We start from the raw sequence: 12,942 nt of genomic DNA, 5'->3' as shown, positions 1-12,942 counted from the left end.
GCGCGGGGAAAACCCTCGCGACGGGCCGCGGGCGTTTTTCCCTGGGGGCCTATCCCCGCTGGCGCGGGGAAAACATGCGCGATGGGGAGTGCTGGGAGCGTCCGACGGGCCTATCCCCGCTGGCGCGGGGAAAACGGCTTTATGCGACAGGTCGGCTTGAGCGACTTGGGCCTATCCCCGCTGGCGCGGGGAAAACACCTGATCCTCGACGCTGACGCCAAGCCAGACGGGCCTATCCCCGCTGGCGCGGGGAAAACGCGCCATCAGAAAGCGATCTGGATACCTTCGGGGGCCTATCCCCGCTGGCGCGGGGAAAACTCTTGTAGGTAACCCTATGAACCACAGGAAGAAATGTTAACTTCGATTCACGTTGTTAAAAAGCGTTTTATACCATTCGCCTCACCAACCAGAGGCCGTCAACCTCGACAAGTTCTTTCGGTGGCTCCCCCAGCGTCTTGATCCCGACGCCACCGGTTTCATTCAGATCTCGCCATACGACGACGATGCTACCTTGCGGTTCTGCAGAATACCAGTCCGACAAGGTATCCCAGACGCGCCCCCTGACTGCCGGGCTCATACGCGGCGAGATGTAGACGGCTGGCGCGACTTCCAACATCACTGACGCCAGGAAACCACGGTATCGGTACGCCACATCACGCGTCACTATGACTACCAGCGCCATCGTTTTCCTCCGTCCTTAGCACCAGCTTGATCTTGTCGATCATGCTGGCGATGACATCCTGTTTGCGAAACACGGTGGACGCCTCGCGGCGAACAAGGCGATCAATGGTGGTCTCGTCGCCATTGAGGGATTTCTTTGCAGCCGTGAAGGCGATTTGAAGGGTCACCGTTTCCCTGAACAGATCGGCAATGTCCAGCACGAAAGCCTGGCCTGAGTCCTCATGGATGAAACCGAGTTGAGGAATCGCCGCCAGGGCCTGCACGGCGATGGCCGCCGCTCCCTGCACGGCCGTGGCCGCGTGATTGATTCCCTGATTCGGCATGTCCGCCGCTCCGGGGTTGCCCCGGTCGTAGTGCCTGCCTTCCCAGGGGATGCCGAATTTTTCCGCCATCAAGCGATAGATTGCCTTGACCCTGGCACCTTCGATTCCTCGCAGGGTATCCAGATCCCGGTGCGGCAGAACCTCTCCCAGTCGCAGGGCATACATGTGCCGGGCGACGCTGATGCGTCGGCGCGGGTTACCCCAGAGTTCCGCCTGACGCCTGGCCACGTCCGAGCGATCGGGCAACAACGGTGGCGCGGTGTAGGTTCGCACTCCATCCTGCCCCACTGCGGCCATCAGGGTTCCATGGCGCGCGAGCAAGCGAAGCGCATCGTGGGTGACGCTGCTTCCCGGCCCGAGCAGGATCATCGACACGGTCTGATGCGGCACCTGCAGGATGTAGGGAGTCAGCGAGTCCTTGCCCGCCATGAAATGCAGGCAGCCATCGATGACGCAGAGTTCGCCGCGCTCCAGCCAGATCAGGCCGCCCGAGTTCGACACTTTTCGCGTGCCAAACGCATAAATTGGGCTTTGGTCGCAATAAAAACAAGGACTTGGCGCGCGGCCAAGAAACTCTTGTAGTGACACGTCTTGCCCAGAACCCTATTGCGATCAGGGCGGTATGGGGCTACAGTAGCGACATGTTCGTGAAGATCACCACGTCCGGCCCGCGGCAGTACGTCAAGCTCGTCGAGTCCTACCGGGACACCACCGGGGTGCCGCGGCAGCGGGTCATCGCCACCTTGGGGCGCATCGAGGCGGTGCGATCCGGCGAGAGTGATTCCTTGCTCAACGGCCTGCTGCGGGCAGCCGGCAAGCCCTCCCTCGAGGAAGGCACCGGCGAGGTCGCCTTCGCACCGGCGCTGTCGGTCGGCGATACCTGGCTGCTGACCGCCTTGTGGAAGGAACTGGGCTTTGCCGACACCTTTCGCCGGTTGCTACGCAACCGCCACCAGTTCGACGCCGAACGGCTGTTGCGGGTGATGGTGTTCAACCGGCTGTGTGATCCGGAATCCAAGCTGGGGATCCTGCGCTGGCTGGAGGGCGCCCGGGTTCCGGAGGTCAGCGCCGAGGCGGTTAACCACCAGCATCTGCTACGCACGATGGATACCCTCGCGGAGGGTGCCGACCGGGTGGACGACGCTCTGGCAGGTCTCCTGCGGCCGTTGATCGATCAGGAGTTGGCGATCGTCTTCTACGACCTGACGACGATCCGTGCCGAAGGGAGTACCGATGAGTCCGAGGACCTGCGGCACGTTGGCCAGGCCAAGGAAGGCGGGACGCTGCGCCAGGTGATGCTCGGGGTGGTCCAGACGGCGGAAGGACTGCCCATCCATCACGAGGTCTTTGCCGGCAATACCGGCGAGACGACGACGCTGGTGCCAACGATCGAGAAGGTGTTGGCGCGCTATCCGATCAAGCGCGTGGTGCTGGTGGCCGATCGCGGCCTGTTGAGTCTCGACAATCTCGACGCCATCCGGGCGCTGCGGGTCGGCGATCAGCCGCTGGAGTTCATTCTGGCCGTCCCGGCCCGGCGCTACGGGGATTTTGACCGCCTGCTCGCCCCGTTCCACGAGAAGAGTTGCCGCTTGGCGACGGCAGAGGTCTTCGGTGAGTTGAACTGGCAGGGGTTTCGTCTGATCGTTGCCCATCGCCCGGATCGGGCCAGCGAACAGAGTCGCGTGCGCGATGAGCGTATCGCGGCGCTGGAGGCCGATGCCGCGCAGTGGGCCGAGAAGCTTGATGCCCAGGAGGCCGGCCAGACCCGTCCGGGCAAGAAGCTGTCCGACGCCGGCACGACGGCCCGTTTCTACAAGGCGGTCGCTGACGCGCATCTGGCGCACATCATCAAGGTTGATCTCGCCGCCGAGGTGTTCACCTACGCGATCGACGAACGTGCGCTGAACCGCGCGCGGCTGATGGATGGCAAACTGATCCTCGTTTCCAACGTTCCGGAGTTTCCCCCGGCCGAGATCGTGGCGCGCTACAAGGCGCTGGCTGACATCGAACGGGGATTCCGGGTTCTGAAGTCCGAGATCGAGATCGCGCCGGTCTTCCATCGCCTGCCGGACCGAATCCGGGCGCATGCCTTGATCTGCTTCCTGGCACTGCTGCTCTATCGGGTGCTGCGCCTGCGCCTGGAGGCGAAGGCCAGCCCCCTTTCCCCGGAGCGCGCTCTGGAGATCGCCCGCCGCATCCAGTATCACCAGGTCACTCTGCACCAACGCCAGTCCGCCTCCGGACTGTCCGCCCTGACCCCCCAACAGAGGGAACTGTTCGAGACCGTCGCCCTGCCCGAGCCCTCCGCTAGACGCCTGTAGTGCCAATTCCGCGCCCGGGAATTGCGCACAAACAATCACTTAGCCGTATTTTTGTCGAACTCGGGAGGCCGTGCCGGTCGGCATGCGGAACACGGGCCGTTTCCAGCCCGAGTCGCCCCTTCAGCATGACCCGACGGGCCTGAGCAGCAACATGCCAAAACCGAAAGCCCGGTGCCGGCCGACTCCTCTTTCCAGCAGACGGTTGAAAGCTGTCGGATCTCCCACCTGCAATTGACCCTTGAAGACGACATCCGGCCCGGCGTTGTTGGTCGTTTTCCGCTTGCCGTTGTCGCTGCTCGCCGCTTTACGCAGGACACGAGTGAGCCGGAAGGAGTCGAGGTGGGCTTCGGCAATCTGCGCCGCGCCATCAAGCCCAAACCGCTTCTCCAGCCAGTCTTTGTAGATCACGGAGCGCTGGGCAATGCTGCCGTTGCCAGCGATTTGCCCGCTGTCGACCGTGCCAATCACGGCATGCTGGTAGGCATCCCATTCTCGGCCGTCCTTGCTGCGCACCACCGGCCGAACCCGCGCTTCGAAACCCAGACGCTGCCCGACCCGCCAGGCGCTGGGAAACGGGCGTGCATCCAGATGATCCAGCCCGAGCGCCCGAGCCACGTCCGGCGGCGCGAGGCGGGCATTCTGGTGCAGTATCTCCAGGTCGGCCGAGGTATAAGCCAGCAGACCTTGCCGCCCGCCCAGATAATGGAACGGCTTCGGCGCCAGCTCGCCAAAAGTTGCGCTGAGCAAGGCATGAAGGGCATAGCCGTAATCGCCATCCGGTGACAGCAGCCGGTGGCGAGTTGCCCAAACGGCCAAGGCAGAGGAGTCCGGCTGCAGACGTAATAGATGCAAGCTCATGTCGGAGATCCCGGCAAGACGAAGCTGCCTTCGCGCACAGGCCGCCAGCCGCCATGGACGCCGCTCCTCCAGTTGCGCTCGTCGCACAGGTCCAGAGGGCGGTCGCCGGCAAGGATGCCCTCCCCTTCCGGCCATTGCACGCGCAGATACCTGGTCTTGCCGGGCAACTGCGCCGTTTGCAAGGCAGCGAGGACGTTCTCGGCTTCGTGCCAGCCAGCGAAGACGCGCCGGCTGGGCAGACAGGTCTTGCGGCCAATGAAAAGTGGACGAGCCGGATGATCGAGCGCTTGCGCCAGATCATCGAGCGTCGGGAATTCAGCCGCAGGCTCAAGGCGCAGAGCAACGAGGACATTCAGGCTGGCGTGGTAGTCACGGTAGCGCAGATGAGGCGACTTGTACGAATCTCCTCGACGTCCCTCGGCGAAGCCCCATGTCGTCCAGCCCTTGTCATCCTTGCCCAGTTGCGCCGTCTGAAAATCGGTGAGCCGCTGCACGTCACGATCCAGCCGCGCCCCCACCAGCAAGCGGGCCTGCAAACGATCGTGCCATTCGCTTTCTTCCCGCCGGTAGCCCAGCGCATTGGCCAATAGGCCCGTGACCATGGACAGCGCGGGGAAGTCACGAATCACGCCGTAGTTGTCGATGGTCTCGCCGCCAAAGGCCATCAACGGAGCCTCCAGTCGCATCAAGAGATGGCGAGGCATTTCAGCACTCCCCTTGTTCGATGATTTCCTTTGCCCAATCCGCCAGGCGGGCAAGATTCAGGCGCTCGGCGCCGGGGACTTCCACACCCTGGTCAACAGCCAGAAAACGGCGCGACAGAGGCGCCCCATACGCGTCGTCCATGGCTCCGATTTCCCTGGTCAGCCGATCCACGGCACGCTGCCGAATGCCACCGCCCTCGCCAGCGAGCGGCAGTGCATCATGGAAGGCCCCGGCCAGACTGCGAGGCTGCCAGTCGCCGGCTTCAACAAGCATGAACTTGGCCCAGTCGAAAGGCGCGGTGGAACCGCGTTTGGCGCCTGGACTGACGGTAGCGATCAGGTGCAGCAGGTGCTGCACCACCCGCCCGGCAAGAGTACGACGCTCTGCCGGAGTACCGGGCGAAAAGCAATCCTTGAAATCTACGCCTTCCAGGTTCTGGACCAGTTGCGGCACATCGACCACCACATAGCCGTAGTACAGGCCGGAGGAAAGTTGGGTATCAAAGATACCCCCTGAACCGCGCTCATCTAATCCGGGCATCAAATCGTCGACGACGGTGAAATAGTCGTTCTCGACCTCCGCTTTATGTACGGTAAAAGAATGCGCAACATAAATCGATGCTTCACGATCAGTTAGTACATCAGAAGTCACCATGCGGCCAAATAAGGCAGACACCAGCCCGCACTCTCGCATCATTACTTCCATGTTTTCTTTGATGGATTTCTCACCCTTAGCAGGTTTACCGGATATCTTCTCTTTAATCGCCTGAATCAGGTTTTTTTCATCTGAATGCTGCTTTGCCAATTCCAGGCAAAATGAGAGCAAGTACCTGACTTCGCTCGCCCCGAGCAACAGCACCTCACTAGTCTTGAACTTGTCCTTTTTCTTTTTATCTTGGGTCAACCCCAGTCCATCACACAATCCCAAAACTGCGGCTGCTGACAATTCAACTGAAATCCCCGCCTGCTCCAACTTTTCCCGGATAGCGTGCAAGAAATACGAGGATCGTTCTTCTAAGGGAATTCCAAGGTGGGAAAGAGAAAAATGATTCTCAGTATGCTGCCAATGCCGCTTCAAACACTGCGAAGAAATCCGGGTACGCATCACTCCGCCCAGTGGTAGCTGTTTGGCTAACCCGTCATCACCCCGATTGATGAGCGCTGCCGGGTAGGTATGCAGAGAATGAATTTGAATAAAGCGAGGGGTGTTCATCAATTGGCTCCAGTATTGAATGAGTGTTCTACTTCTTGGCTTCGGCAGAAAAAAAACCAGCAGCAATTTTCAGTCGAATACGTTCGGCAGTTTTTTCATCGCGACCCTCGCTCCTGATCAGATCACCAAGATCAAACCAGTTCGGTGCTTGCCGCTTGCTGGCAAGCAGCCGTAGCAAGCGGGGAACAAGCTGTCGGAAAGCATCGTCCCTGGCAGTCAACAACCTGGTCACCCGTGCCTCAGAAACACCCGCTGCGCTGAGTTGCTGTCCTAACGGCTGACTGTGATCATGCCCGGCCAGAGCCATGCCGTGGGCAATGAGAGCCCAACGCCGCCAAGTCTCCAGCAACCACGTTTCATCAGGATTGAGGCCAGCGTCAATCAGTGCCCTGCACAAGGCTGCGAGTTGATGAGGGCGAAACTCTGCGTCCGGGTCGAGCCGGGCTAAAGCTGTATGGCCCCCCATATCTAGCCTGCGGCCATTCCCTTTGGCGGCTGCAGCAGCGTTAATTATTCCGGCCAATTTTGAAATTGGGCTCGCCTGCTTTTTAGGTAAGTTCTCACCACGAAGTGGCTGACTCCGGGAATCTGCATCATGGACACTCATGGGAAAGCTCCTTGTCGGTAAATTATTGTAGATAGTAATTCGCAAAATCTGGATACTTATCTCTCACCAAGTTTCGAAATTTCTCCAAAGCAGTTGAGCGCGCACGATAGCGTTGCTCACCGCTTTGTGGCCCTGTGTCAAACGCCTCGTTCAGAATCTTATCAGCACGATTTAACAATTGGCTTTGCCATTTCGGGAAAATATCATCCTGATCGGGGTTTTCAATTTCGATAATCAAGTCGTCAAAAAACCGGGCATCCTCGCCTTGATCAAACACTCTGACGTATTTGCTTGCCTTTTGCTCAACCCCTTTGGGAAATTTCCAATTTTTCTCCCTTTTCCTTCCACCATCAAATAACGTTTCAAGGGAAATCTTCAGCATCCGAGCCACCATGGCTATAACCTGGATACGTTTGCGAGAGATCGCTGCAAGTTGATCGATATTTCCTTGAAGAAGCAAACGCACTGTCTTGGTGATGGGTATCCTCCGTTCGTGATAGCCGGCTGTTTTGCTCTGGCCGGCCCCAATTGCCATGGCAAGCAATGACAATCCCGACTTAGGGTCACTTGGCTGAATTTCTTGAGCCGGTGGGCGAATATAGTCAGGACCGAAGGCTAGGTCAGCCATTTTATTATATGGGAAGCCGGATTCTGAGACACCTAGAGATTTTGGCTCGTTGATGTTTTTGATATCGATTGGCGTCCAAAGATCCCCCGTATTGCCGTGCAATTTGTCGGCCTGCGATTTGACGATACGCATCTTGCTAGTCGCTCTAATTGCAAAAATCTGTGCGCCATTGTCGACCAGCCGCACGCGCCGGCAGACTTCAATAAAATAGGGATCGAGACTTGGGAAAGGGATGGATTCTGATTCGCTGCCGGCCCAGGGAATTGTCCATAGCAAACCAATACCACCTGATGACATAAATCCGTAGTCCTCAACGATCTTTTGCCGACTCTTGATCGCAACCAATACATCACGCTTCCAACGATTTCCAAACCATCCCGGAACAACAAGCCCAAGGCCGGGACGGCTTGAGGCTCCACCGTTCATTCGTGTAATACCGTAGATTTTTCCTGCACCACCAGGGCAGGGACCTTGGGTCTGGAGGCTCGTTAAGGCGAAGATCCAATCGTCCATCTGTGCCAAGGATATTCTCGCCGGCTTCAAGTCGTGATTCCTTGATGTCACCAGAACATCATCCAAGCTGTCAGGCGTCGGGCGGTCATTTATCCAATCGATCACGTTGCCACCCGGCACGGGTGCCTGCATGAACGCTGGTCGGTCGTGAGGAGCAATCAGGCACCAGGCGGCGCCATCGGGGTCATCGGGAGTGAGATCGAGAAGCGCTTGTCGCCAACTTGCCTCGTCATCAAAAAGAATTTCTCTCCCGGCACGGTGCAAAGCAATGGCTGCCAGTTGGACGAGAAAGGCATGCCACGGGTGGCGTTGATGCGGGCGCAAGGCGGGAAAATCGCGGAGGGTATCCTCTCCTAGCGCAACAAACAGGCCGGGCAGACTGAAGGATCGGGGTTGCCCGCCAGCGACGAGCCGGGTTCGGATCAAGGGTTCATCGAGCAGGTTGTAACGTAGGGCCACGGCTAATCTCCGGCAGCGGATGATGGGTCTCTGAGGCATTCGAGCCCCAGGCGACTATAGCGAAAAGTGGCCTCCCCCAAACGAAAAGTGAGGCCATTCTCGTGTTGCGTAACGCGGGTAGGTTCGGCATCCAGCGGCAAGTCCTTGGGCACAAGATAGTGGCGGATAGGTAAGGACTTGAGCGGCTCCCCAAACGGACCGAACTGCGATAGGCAAAAAAACACGACCCTGTCTTGAGCACCGAGGCGTGTCGATATGCGTTGGTCCGTTGGAAACGAACGCTCTCCAAAATCGATGTCTAAATCGAGCCTATGCTGTCTGGCTAGAAGTTTGAAGCTGATTTGCTCACCTTCGATCTCTTGTGCGGCCTTTCTCCAACTTTCGTCATACTGTCGTTCCAACTCAAGCAATCGATCTTGATGAAGACCCGCCTCTACCAAATAGCGATTGTCGTCTGGGATGTTCACTTCCGGCCTCTCGTCCAGCAGTCGGCGTGTGGCTTCGAGGATGCGTAGGTCGTCATACACACCGCCGCCGTTCCGGTGGCGCCCGAGCCCGTTTTTCGCGTGGATCAACAGTGGCGTCAGGTCATTCCCGAGCGGCGTCAGGACCAGAACCTGTGCGATGCGATAAGCCTCGGGACGCTCGTTGGCGTGGCGATGCAGACGACCGACGCGCTGCAGCAGGACGTCCATCGGGCACAGGTCGGTAATCAGGAAGTCGGCGTCGATATCGAGGCTTTGTTCGAGCGTCTGCGTACCGACGACGATCAGGGCGCCGCTTGGCCGCTCCTTGCCCAAGCGCAGTTCGATCTCGGCATCGAGCAACGGCCTGTCCTGGCGGCTGAAACGGCTGTGATGCAGCGTGACCACGCCATTCACCTGGAACAGCCACGCACGGTCGGGCACCCTGGCCTCCAGTGCCGCGAGGGTGGCGATCGCGGCAGGAACGGTGTTGCGAACGATCAACACCTTGGCACCGTGAGTGGCAGCCGCCAGCGCCAGTTCGGCAATTTGCTCCGGGGAGTCGATGATGTCGCGCGTGCTCCAGCGCACGCGCTTGGACCGCCCGGTTCCGCCTACCGCGCGCAGGCTGTAGCCGTCGGAAATCGCCGGATAAGGCACCCGACAGGCAACGTCGAAGGGCATCGCCGCGAGCAGCGAAGAAGTCCGGCCGCGCGGGGTCAGCGCCAGGTAACGGCTGCGGGCATTGGAGCCCAGCGTGGCAGAGAGCAATACGGCGTATCCACCGCAGTTCAGATGCGCCTTCAGCAACTGTTCGAGCAGGACCGTCATATAAGTATCGGAAGCGTGCACCTCATCAACGACGAGCAGGCTGCGGGCCAGGATGGCATGGCGCAGGTGGGCATGGGCAACTTGCAGGGCGCCGAGCAGTGCCTGGTCGATGGTGCCGACGGCAACCGGAGCGGCGAGAAAACGCTTGCTGTTCTCGCCCGCCCAGCGCTGCGGCGCCGCTTGGTCGTCCTTATCGTCCGACCAGAGAACCTTGAAATCAGGAAGCACCTTGGCTTCTTCGCCATCGGCGGCGACGTAGCCGGGCAAGGCGCGCAGGGCCAGCGGCGGATTCTCCGGCCACAAGCGCTGCAGGGTGTCCTGCACGCGCTTGTAGAGCTGGCTCGCGGCGACGCGTGTCGGCAGGGCAAAATAGAGGCTATCGACTTCTCCTGCGCGAAAGAGCTTCAGATACCGCCAGAGCGCAGCCTCGGTCTTGCCGCTGCCGGTTTCCGATTCAAGGATCACCAGTGGCCCAAGACTCTCGTCGCCCATGGCTGCCTGTATGGGATGTGGCGGGAACCAGCCAAAGGCCCTGGCAAAGTCTGGCTCGGTCGCGGTGAGTCGGTTGCGCCAGTCTTCGGCGTCCAGGCCGAGGGTGGTAATGGCGTCGTCCGCCAGTTTCGGTGCACTCACTGCCCTTACCTCGCCCGGACTGGAAAACTTGAAGAACCAAGTGTCCGATCCCAGCCAGTCAGCCAGTTGGACCAGGCCGGCGAACAAATGCCCGAACGCCGACGCACCGGGCAAGTCCTCCCCGCCACCCTGGAAGGCCAGCGGATAAAGGCATAAAGCGCTCTCGGCGATTGCTTTCAGTACTGCGGCCGGATCGTACGTTCCTGCTTGCGTTTTCCAAAAGATAGGGCTGCTACCGGGGCTGTCCTTTATCGGTCGCCCGTGGTGGCTGATACTGGCGATCAGCAGTGAGTCACAGGCCGTGCCCCAGGAACAGATCCGCTCGATCAGCGGCTCTATTGCCGCAGCAGCCGCTGGCACGCCGAAGAGCTTAAAAGCCTCAAGACCGTGCCCCGCGGAGATCCTAACCGGCCAGGCTGCCGGTATCCGATCCCGCCAGCGCTTGGCCTGGAATCCGCTATTCGCTTTGCCAACGTCGTGCAGGAAGGCCAGCACGGCCAAGCGGGCAATATCCTGCTCGGTGAGTTGGCGCCCTGCGCTCCTTTCCATTGCACGCCGGATCGAGCGACAATGCGCCAGACGATGAAAGCAGGCCGCCACGTCGATCATGTGATCGATCAGCAAGTGCCGCCGAAGCACCTTTCCATCGGCGCCGTGTTCCAGTTTTCCGAATGCCTCGTTGTCCTTCAAAACCTGATCATCACTCACGTCCATATCTCCCCACCGCTTCCCCCAACAGCTCCCGCACCTTCTCCCGCAGCTCCGCCGGCTCGACGACCTGGCAATCCGGCCCGTACTTCAGGATGTCCATGATCAACTCAGGATCGCTGCTGTACGGCACGCGCAGTTGATAGCTACCGTCCTCCAGGAACTGCCCTTGCTGCTGCGCGTGCCAGTTTTCCGCGGCGACCCAGCGGGCGCGTCTGGCGGTGAAATTCAGGGTCGCCCAACGAACGTCGCTGCCGGCGAAGATCCCGTAGCCGGCAGCGAGGGCGGCATCGAGTTGGGTGTCGGCGATGTCGATGGCGGGTACTTCGGCGGGTTTGACCGTCTTGATGGCGTCGACGGCGAAGCTCCGCAGCTCTTCGCGCAGATGGCACCAGGCGTCGAGATACCAGTTGTCGCGGTAGTGCGTCAGGCGCTGCGGCGAGACTTCGCGCTCGCTGGTCGTGCCGTTGCTGCGCGCGCAGTAGTCGATGCGCAGTCGCCGACGTTCCATGAGGGCCGCGGCGATCGTCGGGAAGTGTTGGGAGGCGCAGTGCCGGGCAGCAGCGCTGACAATGCGGATGCGCCGGACGATGTCTTCAGCGGAATCCTGGCGGGTTTCGAGCATGCTCGCCAGGCGCTCGCGCAGTGGGCTGATGTGTTCGGCAAGAATTCCCCCGGTGTCGAAGGCGACCAGCAAGTGCTGCATGCTCAGCAGGGCGTGGATTTCGCCGGCGGAGAACCACACGCCGGGCAATGGGTAGCGTTCGACACTGCGGTCGATGCAGTAGCGGCCAGTAGCGCGGTCGCGAATGAGGGGGACACGCATCCGGTCGCGCAGGTCGCGCAAGTCCCGGAACAGGGTGGCACGCGACACACCGAGTCGATCCTGCAGGTCGGCAAAACCGACACCGCAGCGTGAGAGCAGCAGTCGTTCGATGATGCCGAAGCGCTCGGCCTGGGTCATGGCATCCTCCTCTTGTGGTTCAGGATGATGCGCGCGCCTTCTCCACGCCGACGATTCGGCATCGGGCAGCCAGGAAGCATCGGCATCCGGAATGCCGCGGACGGCGGGCGACAAGCAGGAAAGAGGCAGTGAATGGGCAATCGACGGGTTCCATGGCGGTCTCCAACCGGGATTTTGCGCGAGTCTGCGCCAACGCAGTCGCAGAGGATGAGATTTGCCTTGGGTGATCGAAAATATTTCGCAACCGCGCAGTGACTTCGACCACGATACGACTGCCTACCGGAGTGGTTGGCGACCGTTGCAAGCAGGCGAGATGATCCGGGGCTTTGGGCTGCGCGGTGGGTCACCATTGCCGCAAGGACGTGCCGAGGCTGGCCCATCTTTCCGCAAGGGTTTAATATGCCCGCGCCACTCATTCGTTTGCGCTTGCCCTAAGAGGAATGATCATGAAAATCCCCGCCATCGTCAGTACCCGCAGATCCCGTTCCCTGTTGCTTCTCGCGCTGGCCGCCAGCGCTTGGGCCAGCGCCTTGCCGGCTGCGGAGATGCCGAAACGCAAACCTGGCCTGTGGGAGGTCAACGCCCGCATGGAAGGAATGCCGGCGATGGGCGCCATACAACAATGCATCGATCAGCACACCGATGACATGATGCAGCAACAGGGGAAGAAGGAAAAACAGAACTGCAGCGTCATCGATATCAAGCCGCAGGGCAACCAGGTGACGGTTCATTCGGTGTGCCAGGTGGAGGGCAGTACGGCCACGACCGATGCGGTATTTGTCGGCGCTTTCGACACTGCCTACAAGGGCGACATGCATACCCGTTTCAACCCGCCGATGCACGGTACCAGCGAGACGAGGATGTCTCTCGACGCCCGCTGGCTCGGCCCCTGCAAGCCTGGCCAGAAACCCGGCGACGTGATCATGCCCAATGTCGGCGGGATGAATCTCAAGGACATGATGAAAGATCCGAAGGTCCAGGAAATGATGAAGCGGCAGAAGTGAAGCAGCGGAGCAAGTTCGGCGGGTCTCGCCC

The 12,942-nt window shown here is 60.2% G+C and carries 11 protein-coding genes and 1 CRISPR repeat array; of the genes, 2 read left to right on the top strand and 9 right to left on the bottom strand.

Annotated elements, in window-relative coordinates; genetic code table 11:
• Positions 1 to 45 precede the first annotated feature (45 nt).
• Positions 46 to 318: direct repeats of the CRISPR family, unit length 29 nt; unit sequence GGGCCTATCCCCGCTGGCGCGGGGAAAAC.
• Positions 319 to 385: 67 nt separating this feature from the next.
• Together cas2e and cas1e are read right to left on the bottom strand one after the other, a co-directional pair.
• Entirely contained in the window at positions 386 to 682 is a 297-nt protein-coding gene (gene cas2e, locus CAPSK01_RS03925) for a type I-E CRISPR-associated endoribonuclease Cas2e (RefSeq protein ID WP_034922820.1), read from the bottom strand.
• Positions 654 to 1,505, bottom strand: coding sequence for a type I-E CRISPR-associated endonuclease Cas1e (cas1e, locus tag CAPSK01_RS03920; RefSeq protein WP_273703044.1), 852 nt, complete (start codon positions 1,503 to 1,505; stop codon positions 654 to 656). The genes cas2e and cas1e overlap by 29 nt, the downstream gene beginning before the upstream one ends.
• Before the next feature lie 140 nt (positions 1,506 to 1,645).
• Here cas1e and CAPSK01_RS03915 point away from each other — a divergent pair, with 140 nt between their 5' ends.
• Positions 1,646 to 3,325 carry an IS1634 family transposase gene (locus CAPSK01_RS03915; RefSeq protein WP_034922818.1) on the top strand — a complete coding sequence of 560 codons (1,680 nt, stop codon included), beginning with the start codon at positions 1,646 to 1,648 and terminating at the stop codon, positions 3,323 to 3,325.
• A gap of 120 nt (positions 3,326 to 3,445) precedes the next feature.
• On the opposite strand, the gene cas6e is transcribed toward CAPSK01_RS03915, so the two are convergent.
• From cas6e to CAPSK01_RS03880, 7 genes are read right to left on the bottom strand one after another with little or no spacing between them, the layout of a single operon-like run.
• Complete coding sequence (gene cas6e, locus CAPSK01_RS03910; RefSeq protein WP_034922815.1) at positions 3,446 to 4,183, bottom strand: type I-E CRISPR-associated protein Cas6/Cse3/CasE; 738 nt, start codon at positions 4,181 to 4,183, stop codon at positions 3,446 to 3,448.
• Positions 4,180 to 4,887 (bottom strand): type I-E CRISPR-associated protein Cas5/CasD, encoded by a 708-nt coding sequence (gene cas5e / locus CAPSK01_RS03905; RefSeq protein ID WP_034922812.1) that lies wholly within the window; start codon positions 4,885 to 4,887, stop codon positions 4,180 to 4,182. Before cas5e ends, cas6e begins: the two co-directional genes overlap by 4 nt.
• 1 nt (position 4,888) lies before the next feature.
• Positions 4,889 to 6,100, bottom strand: a complete 1,212-nt coding sequence (cas7e, locus tag CAPSK01_RS03900; protein ID WP_034922809.1) for a type I-E CRISPR-associated protein Cas7/Cse4/CasC — start codon at positions 6,098 to 6,100, stop codon at positions 4,889 to 4,891.
• A 28-nt stretch (positions 6,101 to 6,128) separates the two neighbouring features.
• Positions 6,129 to 6,707, bottom strand: coding sequence for a type I-E CRISPR-associated protein Cse2/CasB (gene casB / locus CAPSK01_RS03895; RefSeq protein ID WP_034922806.1), 579 nt, complete (start codon positions 6,705 to 6,707; stop codon positions 6,129 to 6,131).
• A 22-nt stretch (positions 6,708 to 6,729) separates the two neighbouring features.
• Positions 6,730 to 8,307, bottom strand: coding sequence for a hypothetical protein (locus CAPSK01_RS03890; RefSeq protein ID WP_034922803.1), 1,578 nt, complete (start codon positions 8,305 to 8,307; stop codon positions 6,730 to 6,732).
• Between the two features lie 2 nt (positions 8,308 to 8,309).
• Positions 8,310 to 10,943, bottom strand: a complete 2,634-nt coding sequence (gene cas3 / locus CAPSK01_RS03885) for a CRISPR-associated helicase Cas3' (protein WP_273703043.1) — start codon at positions 10,941 to 10,943, stop codon at positions 8,310 to 8,312.
• Positions 10,936 to 11,907, bottom strand: coding sequence for a YafY family protein (locus CAPSK01_RS03880; RefSeq protein ID WP_034922966.1), 972 nt, complete (start codon positions 11,905 to 11,907; stop codon positions 10,936 to 10,938). Before CAPSK01_RS03880 ends, cas3 begins: the two co-directional genes overlap by 8 nt.
• 446 nt (positions 11,908 to 12,353) lie before the next feature.
• Here CAPSK01_RS03880 and CAPSK01_RS03875 point away from each other — a divergent pair, with 446 nt between their 5' ends.
• On the top strand, positions 12,354 to 12,911 hold the full coding sequence (locus CAPSK01_RS03875) for a DUF3617 family protein (protein ID WP_034922797.1): 558 nt from the start codon (positions 12,354 to 12,356) through the stop codon (positions 12,909 to 12,911).
• The last annotated feature ends 31 nt before the right edge of the window (positions 12,912 to 12,942 follow it).

Source organism: Candidatus Accumulibacter vicinus (genome assembly GCF_000584955.1).
Lineage (GTDB): Bacteria > Pseudomonadota > Gammaproteobacteria > Burkholderiales > Rhodocyclaceae > Accumulibacter > Accumulibacter vicinus.
This window is presented reverse-complemented; position numbering and strand designations above follow the sequence as displayed.